The 13,028-nt window shown below is 54.1% G+C and carries 12 protein-coding genes; 4 read left to right on the top strand and 8 right to left on the bottom strand.

The annotated features are described in order from the left end of the window. Window positions 1-26: 26 nt before the first annotated feature. The 4 genes from AC2LB6_RS02185 to AC2LB6_RS02170 all read right to left on the bottom strand — a co-directional run bounded on the left by AC2LB6_RS02185 (window position 27) and on the right by AC2LB6_RS02170 (window position 4,479). Window positions 27-1,061, bottom strand: a complete 1,035-nt coding sequence (locus AC2LB6_RS02185; RefSeq protein WP_490092232.1) for a LacI family DNA-binding transcriptional regulator — start codon at window positions 1,059-1,061, stop codon at window positions 27-29. Between the two features lie 49 nt (window positions 1,062-1,110). Continuing rightward, on the bottom strand, window positions 1,111-2,172 hold the full coding sequence (locus AC2LB6_RS02180) for a sugar phosphate isomerase/epimerase family protein (RefSeq protein WP_490092306.1): 1,062 nt from the start codon (window positions 2,170-2,172) through the stop codon (window positions 1,111-1,113). 26 nt (window positions 2,173-2,198) lie between these two features. Next, window positions 2,199-3,425, bottom strand: coding sequence for an MFS transporter (locus tag AC2LB6_RS02175; protein ID WP_490092231.1), 1,227 nt, complete (start codon window positions 3,423-3,425; stop codon window positions 2,199-2,201). A 142-nt stretch (window positions 3,426-3,567) separates the two neighbouring features. Beyond that, window positions 3,568-4,479, bottom strand: a complete 912-nt coding sequence (locus AC2LB6_RS02170; RefSeq protein ID WP_490092230.1) for a DMT family transporter — start codon at window positions 4,477-4,479, stop codon at window positions 3,568-3,570. 231 nt (window positions 4,480-4,710) lie between these two features. On the opposite strand from AC2LB6_RS02170, the gene lplA reads away from it, so the two are divergent. Beyond that, window positions 4,711-5,727 carry a lipoate--protein ligase gene (lplA, locus tag AC2LB6_RS02165; RefSeq protein WP_490092229.1) on the top strand — a complete coding sequence of 339 codons (1,017 nt, stop codon included), beginning with the start codon at window positions 4,711-4,713 and terminating at the stop codon, window positions 5,725-5,727. 179 nt (window positions 5,728-5,906) lie between these two features. Here the strand turns inward: lplA and cspE (AC2LB6_RS02160) are convergent, their stop codons facing one another. The 3 genes from cspE (AC2LB6_RS02160) to AC2LB6_RS02150 form a co-directional block, all read right to left on the bottom strand. After that, window positions 5,907-6,119 (bottom strand): transcription antiterminator/RNA stability regulator CspE, encoded by a 213-nt coding sequence (gene cspE, locus AC2LB6_RS02160; protein ID WP_003855207.1) that lies wholly within the window; start codon window positions 6,117-6,119, stop codon window positions 5,907-5,909. A gap of 479 nt (window positions 6,120-6,598) precedes the next feature. Next, on the bottom strand, window positions 6,599-6,811 hold the full coding sequence (gene cspE / locus AC2LB6_RS02155; RefSeq protein ID WP_003855207.1) for a transcription antiterminator/RNA stability regulator CspE: 213 nt from the start codon (window positions 6,809-6,811) through the stop codon (window positions 6,599-6,601). A gap of 420 nt (window positions 6,812-7,231) precedes the next feature. Continuing rightward, window positions 7,232-8,428, bottom strand: coding sequence for an MFS transporter (locus AC2LB6_RS02150; protein ID WP_490092228.1), 1,197 nt, complete (start codon window positions 8,426-8,428; stop codon window positions 7,232-7,234). A 306-nt stretch (window positions 8,429-8,734) separates the two neighbouring features. Here AC2LB6_RS02150 and AC2LB6_RS02145 point away from each other — a divergent pair, with 306 nt between their 5' ends. After that, window positions 8,735-9,484: an NAD-dependent epimerase/dehydratase family protein gene (locus AC2LB6_RS02145; RefSeq protein ID WP_490092227.1), complete on the top strand. Its 750-nt coding sequence runs from the start codon at window positions 8,735-8,737 to the stop codon at window positions 9,482-9,484. Window positions 9,485-9,588: 104 nt separating this feature from the next. On the opposite strand, the gene AC2LB6_RS02140 is transcribed toward AC2LB6_RS02145, so the two are convergent. Next, window positions 9,589-10,482: an ABC transporter six-transmembrane domain-containing protein gene (locus AC2LB6_RS02140; protein ID WP_490092226.1), complete on the bottom strand. Its 894-nt coding sequence runs from the start codon at window positions 10,480-10,482 to the stop codon at window positions 9,589-9,591. A gap of 104 nt (window positions 10,483-10,586) precedes the next feature. Here AC2LB6_RS02140 and AC2LB6_RS02135 point away from each other — a divergent pair, with 104 nt between their 5' ends. Both AC2LB6_RS02135 and AC2LB6_RS02130 read left to right on the top strand, forming a co-directional pair. After that, the gene (locus tag AC2LB6_RS02135) at window positions 10,587-11,162 is read left to right on the top strand and encodes a TetR/AcrR family transcriptional regulator (protein WP_490092225.1); all 576 of its coding nucleotides are present in this window, start codon (window positions 10,587-10,589) and stop codon (window positions 11,160-11,162) included. A 472-nt stretch (window positions 11,163-11,634) separates the two neighbouring features. Then, window positions 11,635-13,020, top strand: coding sequence for a diaminobutyrate--2-oxoglutarate transaminase (locus tag AC2LB6_RS02130; protein ID WP_490092224.1), 1,386 nt, complete (start codon window positions 11,635-11,637; stop codon window positions 13,018-13,020). Window positions 13,021-13,028 lie beyond the last annotated feature (8 nt).

Raw genomic sequence — 13,028 nt, 5'->3', positions numbered from 1 at the left:
TCTGAATGAGCAATCACTGTCGCGTTTTAGTGGACAATACAGGAATCGTTATCCGGAGAAAAGGGTTGCTGATGTTGCTTTAAGCTGCTGGCTCGCACCACCAGTTCACTCTGCATGATTACGCATTGCGGCGACGCGTCGGGCCAGGCAATTTTTTGCAGCAGCAGTTCACAGGCCCTACGGCCTATCTCCTTCGAGGGCTGAGCCAGCGTTGTCAGCGGCGGTGAGACCATGCTGGCCAGTTCGCTACCGTCAAACCCCACCACGGCAATGTCCTGAGGGATCAGCAGGCCCGCCTGTTGGATCGCCGCCATCGCACCGGCGGCCAGCGTATCGGACACCGCAAACACCGCGTCAGGTCGTGTTTCAGCGCCCAGCAGTTGATCCATCGCCGCTTTACCGGCATTGAAACTCAGCTCCCTGGCGAACGCGATAGCCTGCCAGGTCAATTGCTGTTTATCGAGCTGGTGGATGTAGCCCTGCTGACGCAGACGGGCATAGCGGTAGCTGAGGTCGTGGTTGATCAGCGCAATCCGCTGATGCCCGTGCTCAGCCAGATAGCGCACCACGGACTGCGCAGCGGCTTCATCATCAATGCCGACGCAGGAGACCTGGCCGCTGTCATCATGTTCCGCACACTGAACCCAGGGTGCAGCGCCTATCAGCTGACTCAGTTCCGGCAGTTTGCTGAAGGCATCCATAGTGATGATGCCATCTACCATCTTCCCGGAGAGCAGTTGCAGGCTGGATCGCGATCGGGCGATATCCGCGCCCGAATTACATAACAGGATGCGATAACCGTTTTTCTCCGCCTGCTCCTCAATGCCTTTGACCACCTCGGCGCAGAACGGATTGGAGATATCGGAAACCAGCACCAGAATCATCGAGCTGCGCGCCGTGCGCAGCTGACGCGCCAGCAGGTTGGGCTGATAGTTGCTCTCTTCGATTGCGGCGAGGACTTTCTGCCGGTTCGCCGGTTTTACGCTGTCACTGTTATTCAGCACCCTGGAAACCGTGGCGACTGAGACGCCCGCCATCCGCGCGATTTTCTGAACTGACATAAGATCCCTCTGTTTTAACCCGTGCCACACCCGCTGACGCTGCGCCGCCTCAGGCGTCGCGATCCAGACCCAGCTGATGACGTACCGATGGGCCGTTCTCTGCCAGAGCAAAATCATCAAAGGCGCGGTCAGACACCGGAATGATGTGCCGGCGGATAAACTCTGCGCCTTCACGCGCCCCGGTCTCACCCTCTTTCAGGCAGCATTCCCATTCCAGCACTGCCCAGCCGTCATAGTCGTACTGCGCCAGCTTGCTGAAAATGCGGGTGAAGTCGATCTGACCATCGCCTGGCGAGCGAAACCGTCCGGCACGCGACAGCCACGGCTGATAGCCGCCATAGACGCCGCTGCGCCCGTTGAGCTGATACTCCGCATCCTTAACGTGAAAGGCTCTGATACGCGAATGATAGAGGTCGATGAACTGCAGATAGTCAATGTGTTGCAGCAGGAGATGGCTGGGATCGAACAGGATATTACAGCGCGGATGATGATTCACCTCTGACAGAAAACGCTCAAACGTGACACCGTCATGCAGATCTTCGCCGGGATGAATCTCATAACAGAGGTCAACGCCGTGATGGTCAAACACATCCAGCACCGGCAGCCAGCGGCGCGCCAGTTCGGCAAACGCCTCATCAAACAGCGCTTCATGATGCGGCGGCCAGGGGTAGAACCAGGGCCAGGCGAACGAACCGGAAAAGGTAGCATGTGCCCGCAGGCCGAGCTTCTCAGAAGCTGCCGCCGCACGCTTCAGCGTGGTAATAGCCCAGTCGGTGCGCCGGACGGGATCGCCACGCAATGCTGCTGGCGCAAAATTATCAAACGCGAGGTCGTAGGCCGGGTTAACCGCAACCAGCTGTCCTTCAAGATGGGTGGAAAGCTCGCTGATCTCCAGCCCGAAACCGGCCAGCACTCCCCGCACCTCGTCGCAGTATGTCTGGCTCACCGCCGCCTTTTCAAGATCGAAAATAGCAGGCTGATGACAGGGGATTTGTAACGCCCGATATCCCAGCCCGGCGGCCCATTCTCCCAGACCCGCCAGCGAGTTAAACGGCGGCTGCGTAGTGATGAACTGTGACAGGAAGATGCCCGGACCCTTAACTGTTTTCATCATTAACTCCTGTGTTCCGCTACCGCCTAATCACGGTATTTGAACGAGAAAAAGAAGATAATCGCAATCAGCGCAGCGGCAAGCGCGGGGATCCACCAGAAGATTGCCCAGCTCTGCGCGCTGGCGTTGCCGGCGACCAGATGGTTGTAGAGCGCACCGGAGATTTGCGATCCCAGTAGCATGCCGATGCCATAGGTGAACATCACCACCATGCTTTGCGCCTGACCTTTCACCTTTTCACCGGCAATCCGATCGGTGTAGATAAATCCCACCACGAAGAAGAAGTCGTAACAGATGCCATGCAGCAGGATGCCAAGGTAAATCAACGTGCGGGTCTCATCACTCATGCCCAGCGCGAACAGGGCATAGCGGACGAACCACGCCGTCATACCCATCAGCAGCATGGTTTTGACGCCGAGGCGACGAAACAACAGCGGAATGATCAGCATGAAGGCAATTTCAGACATCTGCCCCAGCGACATCAGCGTGCTGACTTTGCGGATACCCGCATCCGCCAGCCAGGAGGCCGTGAAGGCATAATAGGTGCCAAGCGGTATGGAAATCAGGGTGGCGCACAGAGCGAAGACCATGAAATGACGCAATCGCAGCAGCGCGAAAGCATCCGCGCAGAAGATATCCCGGAATTTTAATGGCAAACCTTTGGCGGGTGCCGGCGTATGTGGCAGCGTCAGGCTATAAATCGCCAGCAGTACCGAGCAGAGCGCCGCCAGCTGGAACACCACAATGCTGTCAGCAATGCCGGTCACGCCGATAAAGATCCCCGCCGCGATCCAGCCTATGGTGCCAAAAACCCTGACGATAGGAAAACTCAGGCTGCTGGCAAGGCTGTGAAAGGCGATGTTATTTGAGAGCGCCAGTGTAGGCATAAAGCAGAGCGTATAGCCAAATAACAGGGCGATCAGCAGTGCCCCGTTCTCTGCGATCAGCGCCTGGGGCACAAACCAGAGAATGGCTGCGCCCGCCAGGTTCATCACCGCCATCACTTTCTGCGAGGGAAAGAAGCGATCCACCAGCATGCCGAGCACAAACGGCGAGAGAATCGAGGCGATAGGCCCGGCTGAGAACGCATCTCCAATCAGCAACGACATGTTATGTCGGGTCATCACCAGCCCCAGCGTTACCGACCAGCTGCCCCAGATAAAGAACTGTATGAACATCATCAGGGACAGGCGCGGCACTAACAGCTTATGCTGAACCTGCTGGCCTGCACTCTCCTGCACCGTTGCAATCATGGGAGCCTCACAAATAAGTAATCGATTACTTTTGCTGGTATAAAGGTAATCGATTACCGCAGCATGTTCTCTTATCCCGATCACAAATTATTAACCCTGCGTTATCATTCTTGCAGCGGCAAAGCAAAACCGAGTTCTGTGATCAGCTGGCGGCGTTAATTACCCGCGCTTTACGGAAGCGGTAGCGTTCATACAGCACCGAATAGAGGCCGCCGATCACCACCAGAACCGCACCGATTATCGTGGTGGAGGTTGGCAGATTACCCAGCAGCAGATACCCCACCGCCACAGACCAAATCAAGGTGGTGTAGTCAAACGGTGCCAGTAATGAGGCTTCGGCGTAGCGCAGGCTCAGAGTCATCAGAATCTGCGTAATACCGCCCAGCAGCCCGCACCCAACCAGTAAAGCCAGCTGATTACCGTGCGGCACTTTCCAACCGCCCGGCAGAGTAACCAGCGAGGTTAATGCTGTGGTAACAGCGAACCAGAAGGCGATTGCGCCTGGCTTCTCTTTACCGTTGAGAAAACGGATCTGGACCAGCGCACAGGCGGTGCAGAAGGCCGCCATCAGCGCCAGCAGAATGCCCACCGATGCGGAGAGTGAGAATGTCGCCTGACTCGTCAGGGAGAGATGTCCGGAGAACATCACCAGAATGCCGCTGAAACCGGTAAAGACCGCAACCCAGCGATGGTGCCGCACCTTTTCACGCAGCAGCAGCGCTGCCAGCAGCACAGTAAATAGCGGCGCGGCATAGTTAATCGCGGTGGCGTCGGTCAGGGAAATATAGAGCAGCGACAGGTAGCTAAAATAGAGACCGCCGGTTCCGGCCAGCCCGCGCACAAAATGCCCGCGAATATTACGGGTACGGATGCCATCCAGCACACCGCCCTGAAAGCGCAGCCAGATGAGTAGCGGTACCAGTGCCAGCAGCGAGCGGAAAAATATCACTTCGCCGACCGGAATTGCGCCATCCAGTCCTTTTACACAGGCCAGCATCAGCGTGGAGCTCAACGCAGCTGTGATTTTCATCGCGATGCCAGCGGACGCGTTCATACGGTTTTTTTCTCTCATCGGGGAAAATATGCAGGGTTATCAGCACCCTCAGCGTCCATACTGGCACAAAGCGATAAGGTAATCTGCCGCGATCAGGCAGCAGACAGCATTTTATCTTTTTTTGCCGAGGCGTCACGGCATGAACAGGCATGTGGCTCCGCGCCCCGGCTGATACACTCTGCCTTCTGCCCTGCTCTATGGGCCGCTTCTCTAAAGGAACAGGAGTCCCCGATGTCCACGCTGCGTTTACTGTTATCTGAATCCAACGATCCCTGGTTTAATCTGGCGGTTGAAGAGTGCATTTTCCGGCAGATGCCCGCTACCCAGCGGGTGCTATTTTTGTGGCGTAATGCGGAAACGGTGGTCATCGGACGGGCGCAGAATCCGTGGAAAGAGTGCAACACGAGGCGCATGGAGGAAGATGGCATCCGGCTGGCGCGTCGCAGCAGCGGCGGTGGCGCAGTGTTTCACGACCTCGGCAACTGCTGTTTTACCTTTATGGCCGGCAAACCGGAGTACGATAAAAGTGTCTCGACCGCCATTATCCTGCGTGCGCTGAACGCGCTGGATGTCCCTGCGGAAGCATCCGGCCGTAACGATTTAGTGGTGAACACAGCTGAAGGACTGCGCAAAATCTCCGGTTCTGCTTACCGCGAAACACCGGATCGCGGTTTTCATCACGGCACTATTCTGATGGATGCCGATCTCTCCCGGCTGGCGGACTACCTCAATCCTGATGTGAAAAAATTGCAGGCCAAAGGAATTACGTCAGTGCGCGCCAGGGTAACCAATCTGGCAGAGTTAACACCGGGTATCCGTTATCAGGCAATCTGTTCCGCAGTCACGGACGCCTTTTTCGAGCATTACGGTGAGCGCTGTGAGCCGGAGATGATTTCACCTGAAGCCCTCCCCGACCTGCCTGGTTTTAAAGAGCAGTTTGCGCGGCAGAGTAGCTGGGAGTGGAATTTCGGTCAGGCACCTGACTTCTCGCACCTGCTGGACCAGCGTTTTGCCTGGGGCGGTGTGGAGATTCACTTCGATGTTGAACGCGGCGTGATCACCCGCTGTCAGATTTTCAGTGACAGTCTCAATCCTGCGCCGCTCGAAGCGCTGGCGCAGCGGATGCAGAACGTCACTTACCGGCCAGGCGCACTGGAGCCGGTGCTGAGTCAGCTGATTGCGGATTTCCCGATGCAACAGGCAGAGCTGACAGAATTGCAGCACTGGCTGGTAGCCAGCGTACGCTGAACAGTTTTTTACCTGCCCGCGCGGAAATCTGTTGCGGGCAACCCTCTCCGTACCAGCATTCCGTAATACACAAACGCAAAAAACCCGCACAAGGCGGGTTTTATTAATTATCAATTTCAGGCTTATCTGCTCAGGCTGTTGCCGTCATCGCGGTTGTAAGCGTCATTGATAACTAAGGCTTACATAGGGACTACGTTTGCCGCTGAAGGACCTTTAGCGCCGTTTTCAATCGTGAATTCGACCTGCTGGCCTTCGTCCAGAGTCTTATAATCGTTGCTCTGGATTGCAGAGAAATGTACGAATACATCTTTGCTGCCGTCCTGAGGAGAGATAAAACCGAAACCTTTACCAGCGTCAAACCATTTTACTAAACCAGTCATTTTATTAGACATCGATATTTCCTTAATTTATGAGCCACTACGTGGCGAAGATGGCCTGTCTTTCAGAAGGTAACTTACCAGGCTTTTAGGAGGAGACTCACAAAGAAAGGGTATCTTGAGATATCGCTTGCACTGAGGACTGCTTTACTAAAACTGCTTTGATAAGGTCTGTGTTCCAAACCGATGACGCTATTAAGCCACGCCTTACCTATTTTAGCAAACATTGTTTTAATTTATTTTTAACATCCGGACGTCCGGATCGCCCTTATAGATTTCGGTTCTCATTTAATCCTGCTCTTATTACTGCTTTTATTACCCGCTTATTTAACGCATACCGAATTAAGCAGCATAAAAAATAACCGCCCATTGATTAACCAGTAATAAATGCAAAAAACCCGCACAAGGCGGGTTTTCATTAATTATCAGTTTCACACTAATCTGCTCAGGCTGTTGCCGTCATCGCAGTTGTAAGCGTGATTGATAATTAAGATTTACATAGGAACTACGTTTGCCGCTGAAGGGCCTTTAGCGCCGTTTTCAATCGTGAATTCGACCTGCTGGCCTTCGTCCAGAGTTTTATAATCGTTGCTCTGGATTGCAGAGAAATGTACGAATACATCTTTGCTGCCGTCCTGAGGAGAGATAAAACCGAAACCTTTACCAGCGTCAAACCATTTTACTAAACCAGTCATTTTATTAGACATCGATATTTCCTTAATTTATGAGCCACTACGTGGCGAAGATGGCCTGTCTTTCAGAAGGTAACTTACCAGGCTTTTAGGAGGAGACTCACAAAGAAGGGGTATCTTAAGATATCGCTTGCACTGAGGACTGCTTTACTAAAACTGCTTTGATAAGGTCTGTGTTCCAAACCGATGACGCTATTAAGCCATGCCAGATCGACTTTGGCAAACATTATTTAATTTAATTTAAACTTCCGGACGTCCGGACCGCCCTTATTGATTTGCTTACCCTTTTTATATTCTGGCTTCGAGAAAGGATAATCATCACTGAACGGTCAGACAATAAAAAGCAAAGCGTTCAATGGTTGTCGAAAAACTAAACGGCGGAGTTCCCATAACGCGCAGCGATAAACAGTATCGCTGCGCCCTGCTCTTTCACTGTCAGGCCAGCTGCGTCTGCTGACGGGCAGCATGGCGCGCCGTCATCACAAACACCATCAGACCCGCCACGCCCAGCGCAACGCCGACCCAGGCGGTGGAAATCCAGCCATAGCCCAGCGACACCGTCAGGCCACCCAGATAAGCGCCCATCGCATTGGCGATGTTCAGCGCCGAATGGTTCATCGCGGCCGCCAGGGTCTGCGAATCATTGGCGACATCCATCAGGCGAATCTGCAGCGACGGCAGCAGCACCGAGCAGGTGCCGATCAGGAAGGTCGCCAGCAGTCCGGTTGCCACATGCTGAACCAGCATCGGGAACGCCAGCATCACCAGTACGTTCCATAACAGCGTCCAGCCAATAATATTCAGCACCGAACCATCAGCCAGACGGCCGCCGACCAGATTGCCGATGATCATCCCCAGTCCGAATGCCACCATCGCCCACGGGATCAGCGAGGGAGCGATACCCGCAATGTTGATCAGCGTTGGTGCGATATAACTGAAGATCGCGAACATCCCGCCAAAGCCTACCGCGCCCACCAGCAGGGTCAGCAGCACCTGTGGGTTTTTCAGCGCCCCCAGTTCACGCAGCGGATGCGCATCTACGTCACCCGGCGTATAAGGCACATAGCGGCCAATCAGCAGGCAGGTCAGCAGACCTATTGCGCCGACAAAGGTGAATACGACGTGCCAGCTGAATAGCTGCCCTATCCAGGAGCCCAGCGGCACGCCAATCAGCGTCGCGACCGTCAGTCCCAGCATCAGTGACGCCAGCGCACGACCACGCCGTTCAATCGGCACCAGTGAAGCCGCCACCAGCGATGCCACCCCAAAGTAAGCGCCGTGCGGCAGGCCGGTGAGAAAGCGCGCAACCAGCAGACCGTGATAGCTATCGGCCATCGCGCTGGCGACATTCCCGATGCTGAACAGCGCCATCAGGATCAACAGCAGTGATTTACGCGCCATCCGCGCCGCCAGTACTGCAATAAACGGCGCACCCACCACTACGCCCAGAGCGTAACTGGCAATGGCGTTGCCTGCCTGCGGTTCGGTAATTGCCAGAGAGCGTGATACATCCGGCAGCAGGCCCATCATGATGAACTCACCGGTGCCGATGCCAAACCCGCCCAGCGCAAGGGCCAGCAATGCCCAGCGGACAAAACCGGCATCGTCGGTTTTATGATTTTTTCTTAACAAAATTGATTCCCAATGGCCTGAACTGAAAAAACGGAAGTGACACGGGAGGGAGAAAGCAGAACGAGTTCCCACCCGGATGAAGCGGTCAGACTATAAAAAGGAAGAAGGTGCTTAGCAACCCATTTTGTGATCTGGCGCACACTTAAGGCCAGGGTAGCGCGGGCTTTCATCAGTGCAGCTCTGCAGCAGATCGCGTTGTGCCACGTCACAATCCGGAGAAGTCATCCAGGTCTGTGTCAGGAATGTCTGCTTAACTCATCGGTTAGCGCTTCTTTACTGAACCGGACACTGAACAGGAATCAGCAGATGACGACCAGAGTTATTCTTCTTACCGGTGCCAGCGGGCGAATCGGCCGGGCGTTCTTCGCAGCCAGCCAGAATCGCTACCGTTTTATCCTGACCGATCTGCGGGAGCCGGATTATACGATCCCTGCCCCCCATCGTTTCATCGTGGCGGATCTGTCACACCCTTATACGGCGGCGAAGTTACTGGCCGAAGAACCTGTCGATACGGTCATCCACCTTGCCGGTATCCCCGATGCACAGGCCAGTTTCGATGATCTGCTCCCGGCGAATATCCTCTCGACTACCTGGTTATTGAAGGCAGCGGCGGAACATCGCTGTCGCCGTCTGGTGTTTGCCAGCAGTGCGCAGACAATTGAAGGCTATCCGAAAGATGTGCAGATACATCCCGGCATGGCGGTCTCTCCCGCGAATCTCTACGGCGTCACCAAATGTTATGGTGAAGCACTCTGCTCTTTCTATGCCAGCCAGCATGGCCTGAGCTGCGTGGCGCTAAGAATCGGAGCGTTTGAACCTGAACTGGATAACCGCCAGCACAATGCGCGGGATTACAGTGCCTGGCTGAGCCCGGATGATGCCGTCAAATTACTGACCGGTGCTGTCGAGGCAGAGAAGATATCGTTCTTTATTGGCTACGGCATTTCTGATAACCGCTTCAAACGCTTTGATCTGACACTAACGCGGGAGGTGCTGGGCTATACGCCGTCTGATAACGCCTTCAAGGCATTCAGACCGGGTGAACTGGATTATTAAACCGGAGCGTCACGCTTAAGATTAATGACCGCCTGAAATTGCGGCGGTCACATCAGCGCTGCCGGAAACCGAATCCAGATGTAGAAGTAGCGGAATCAGGCAAATCATTGCGTGCCTGTATTCACCCGGCGGCCAATGTCTTTCAGCTGTGAATATTTCTCCAGCAGCTGTGGGCCATCATCCAGGCTCATGGCAAACATCCACATATAGGTCATCACCGAATAGATGTGACCCGCATCGGTGCCGCCACGGCTCGACATCACCGCGATGGTGACAGCAAACAATAAAGCCGCCACGCTACCGATCGCCAGATAACCGCACGCTTCCCGATCGGAGAGGCGAATTCTCAGACTGGCCAGTACGCCATAATGACGGCCCAGAGACGCGGCGTTTGCGTTGCTGACAAAGCTCACCTCTTTCTCCAGCCGGTTATTCAGACGACCAAACAGCGCGTCGTTTTTGCGGGTAAACCCCGGCAGGAAACAGGCGAAGAACAGCAGAATCGCCAGACAGCCCGCGCCGGTCCAGAACTCGATAGCCAGCAGCATCACGGCGGCACCGGTCATCGACGCCAGCGAGGTGATCAGCACCGGCAGATGCTTCTCGAAAAAGTCGACAAACTCCCGTGACAAAGCAACCCGCGCGGCAATGGTAGAGGCGCTGTGATTTTCGCTGCGCTGCGCCACAATCACCGGCACGGCCAGCTCAGCGTAGATGCGGGCAAAGGTGCGGGTATCCACACTACGTCGTGCTGCGCCGATAGCCCACATGGTAAAGACCATCGCGGCATAGAGCACCGCATGCCATGTCCTGCCGGAGATAATCGCATTGATCGCGAAACCTGCCAGCAGCGGATAGAGGAGATACATGACATTCTCCGCCACCACCAGTAACAGGGTGAGGAACAGCTTGCGGCTATGGCGACGGCCCAGCATTTTTAATGTCAGAATAGCGCTGCGGGGAGCCGCAACAGGAAGGATCGTTTTTGAGGAATGCATAGTTTATGATTCTGATATAGTCATTGTTGAGCGGTTGCTCAAGTATAAAAAGCAGTCTATTTGAGCAACCGCTCAAAGTCAACGTAGTAGTTTTCGGGAGAATAATGAAAGAGTCAGCTGAAGCACTGAGAACCAAAATACTGGATGCGGCGATAGGGCTGTTTATTGAGAAAGGGATCGAAAAAGTGACTACCCGGGAACTCACCGAATCGGTGGGCATCTCACGCAGTCATATCTACCACTATTTCAGTAACTGGCAGACACTCTGCCTGGCGGCGCTGGAGCGATTTATGCGGGTGGATTTTGAAACATTTGCTGACTCCCTGACCGTGCTCACACCCCGCCAGCGGTTGATGACTCTTTTCGAAAGCCATCTGTCGAGCGCACCGGATGCAACCTGGCAACTGTATGCGTCGTTCTGGCAGACAGCTGCGCATAACGAAGCCTATGCGGCGCTGGCCGATGAGATGACGGAAACATGGCAGGGTCTGATGGAAGGGATAATACGTGACGGCGTCACGGCTGGAACACTACGGTGCAGTGATGTGCCCCGCACCGCCAGGCAGATCAGCGCCATGCTCAACGGCTATGCCGACCTGCTGACCATCAATCCTTCTGAAAAGAAAGCACGTGAGGCACTGGCAGACTTAAATCAATTTATTGATATTGTCCTGTCATAAAGCCGATTCACCGGTTTATTAACGACACGGCAACGACCAAATATTAATTAAATGTTAATGAAAGGTTTATTATTTTAAATAGTCTGCGCTTTTTGCCTGCTATAAATGCAGCTTCGGCAGTTAAACAGACTTATGCTTTTTACGTCTGAGAAACGCCCTTTTTGATAGCGGTTTTCGCCGGAAACAGCTGTTTACACAGATTATTATCATTGACTTAGCGCATCTTAAGCCGGGTAAGCTGGTGTTTTTACGCCACTTATTAACAACAGGCTTCAGAAGCCGTCATAATGTATACGGTCACAATCCCACCAAACGATTGATTCCTATAGCAAAGAATCAGATTTCTGCCGATGAAATTAAACGTTGAGTCGGACCTTAAAAACACCTATATTGGCCGCGCTTTATACACCGACCCCCATTTAATTCATTTATTCAACTGTGACGCTACGCCCGTCCCGGTTGTAGGAGAGATATGATGACGGATAAAGTCCGTATTGATAGTTTGAATGCACAGAACGTAAACGCAACCAACGAAACCTATTTAGCCCGTCAGGCTGAATTTGAATCAAACGTTCGCAGTTATCCTCGCAAATTGCCATTCGCGATTGCGAAAGCTCAGGGTGTCTGGATCACCGACGTTGAGAATAATCAGTATCTCGACTGTCTTGCAGGTGCAGGTACGCTGGCACTGGGACATAACCATCCCGATGTTCTGCAGAGTATTCAACATGTCATTACCAGCGGCTTGCCGTTACATACTCTTGATTTAACGACACCATTAAAGGATGAGTTCTCTGAGTACCTGCTCTCCTTATTACCAGGCCAGGGCAAAGGGTACTGCCTGCAGTTTACCGGCCCATCCGGCGCAGATGCCGTTGAAGCGGCGCTGAAACTGGCGAAAAAGCACACCGGTCGTTCCGGTATCATCAGCTTCTCCGGTGCCTATCACGGTATGACCCATGGCGCGCTGTCGGTCACCGGCAACCTGTCGCCGAAAGAAGCCGTTGACGGCATGATGCCGGAAGTGCAGTTCATGCCTTATCCGCACCTCTATCGCTGCCCGCTGGGCATTGGTGGTGAAGCGGGCGTGAAAGCGCTGACTTACTACTTCGAAAACCTGATCAACGACGTTGAAAGCGGCGTTCGCAAGCCAGCGGCAGTGATTCTGGAAGCCGTTCAGGGCGAAGGCGGTGTTAACCCGGCCCCGGCTGAGTGGCTGCAGCGCATCCGTAAAGTGACCAAAGAGCATGGCATTCTGCTGATCATCGACGAAGTCCAGGCGGGTATCGCCCGTACCGGTAAATTCTTCGCCTTTGAGCACGCAGGTATCGAGCCAGACATCATCGTGATGTCCAAGGCCGTTGGCGGCGGTCTGCCACTGGCAGTACTGGGCATTAAGAAAGAGTTCGACGCCTGGTCTCCGGGTCACCACACTGGCACTTTCCGTGGTAACCAGCTGGCAATGGCCACCGGCCTGACCACGCTGAAACTGCTGAAAGATAACAACATCGCAGACAAAGTCGCGGCACAGGGCGAATGGCTGAAAGGCAAACTGGGCGAGTTGCAGCAGCGCTACCCGGTTATCGGCAACGTGCGTGGTCTGGGTTTGATGATCGGCATTGAGCTGGTGAAACCAGATGAAGCCGCTGACCACATGGGCAGCTTCCCGGCAGACGGCGAGCTGTCTGCGCTGGTTCAGAAGAAATGTTTCGACAACGGCCTGATTCTGGAGCGTGGCGGACGTCACGGCAGCGTATTACGTCTGCTGCCTTCCCTGCTGATCACGAATGCAGAACTTGAAGTGTTCATGGATAAATTTGAAAACGCCCTGCTGTCAGCTGGCGTGAAACCAGTTTGAGTGGAGTG

It is taken from the genome of Pantoea sp. RCC30.1 (assembly GCF_058148845.1).
Note: the sequence above shows the minus strand (reverse complement) of the source record. Positions and strands in the feature narration are given on the sequence as shown.

Bases quoted from the DNA above. Each gene is read 5' to 3' on its own strand.
- AC2LB6_RS02185 (WP_490092232.1), bottom strand. From the start codon at position 1,061: ATGTCAGTTCAGAAAATCGCGCGGATGGCGGGCGTCTCAGTCGCCACG.
- AC2LB6_RS02180 (WP_490092306.1), bottom strand. From the start codon at position 2,172: ATGAAAACAGTTAAGGGTCCGGGCATCTTCCTGTCACAGTTCATCACT.
- AC2LB6_RS02175 (WP_490092231.1), bottom strand. From the start codon at position 3,425: ATGATTGCAACGGTGCAGGAGAGTGCAGGCCAGCAGGTTCAGCATAAG.
- AC2LB6_RS02170 (WP_490092230.1), bottom strand. From the start codon at position 4,479: ATGAACGCGTCCGCTGGCATCGCGATGAAAATCACAGCTGCGTTGAGC.
- lplA (WP_490092229.1), top strand. From the start codon at position 4,711: ATGTCCACGCTGCGTTTACTGTTATCTGAATCCAACGATCCCTGGTTT.
- cspE (WP_003855207.1), bottom strand. From the start codon at position 6,119: ATGTCTAATAAAATGACTGGTTTAGTAAAATGGTTTGACGCTGGTAAA.
- cspE (WP_003855207.1), bottom strand. From the start codon at position 6,811: ATGTCTAATAAAATGACTGGTTTAGTAAAATGGTTTGACGCTGGTAAA.
- AC2LB6_RS02145 (WP_490092227.1), top strand. From the start codon at position 8,735: ATGACGACCAGAGTTATTCTTCTTACCGGTGCCAGCGGGCGAATCGGC.
- AC2LB6_RS02140 (WP_490092226.1), bottom strand. From the start codon at position 10,482: ATGCATTCCTCAAAAACGATCCTTCCTGTTGCGGCTCCCCGCAGCGCT.
- AC2LB6_RS02135 (WP_490092225.1), top strand. From the start codon at position 10,587: ATGAAAGAGTCAGCTGAAGCACTGAGAACCAAAATACTGGATGCGGCG.
- AC2LB6_RS02130 (WP_490092224.1), top strand. From the start codon at position 11,635: ATGATGACGGATAAAGTCCGTATTGATAGTTTGAATGCACAGAACGTA.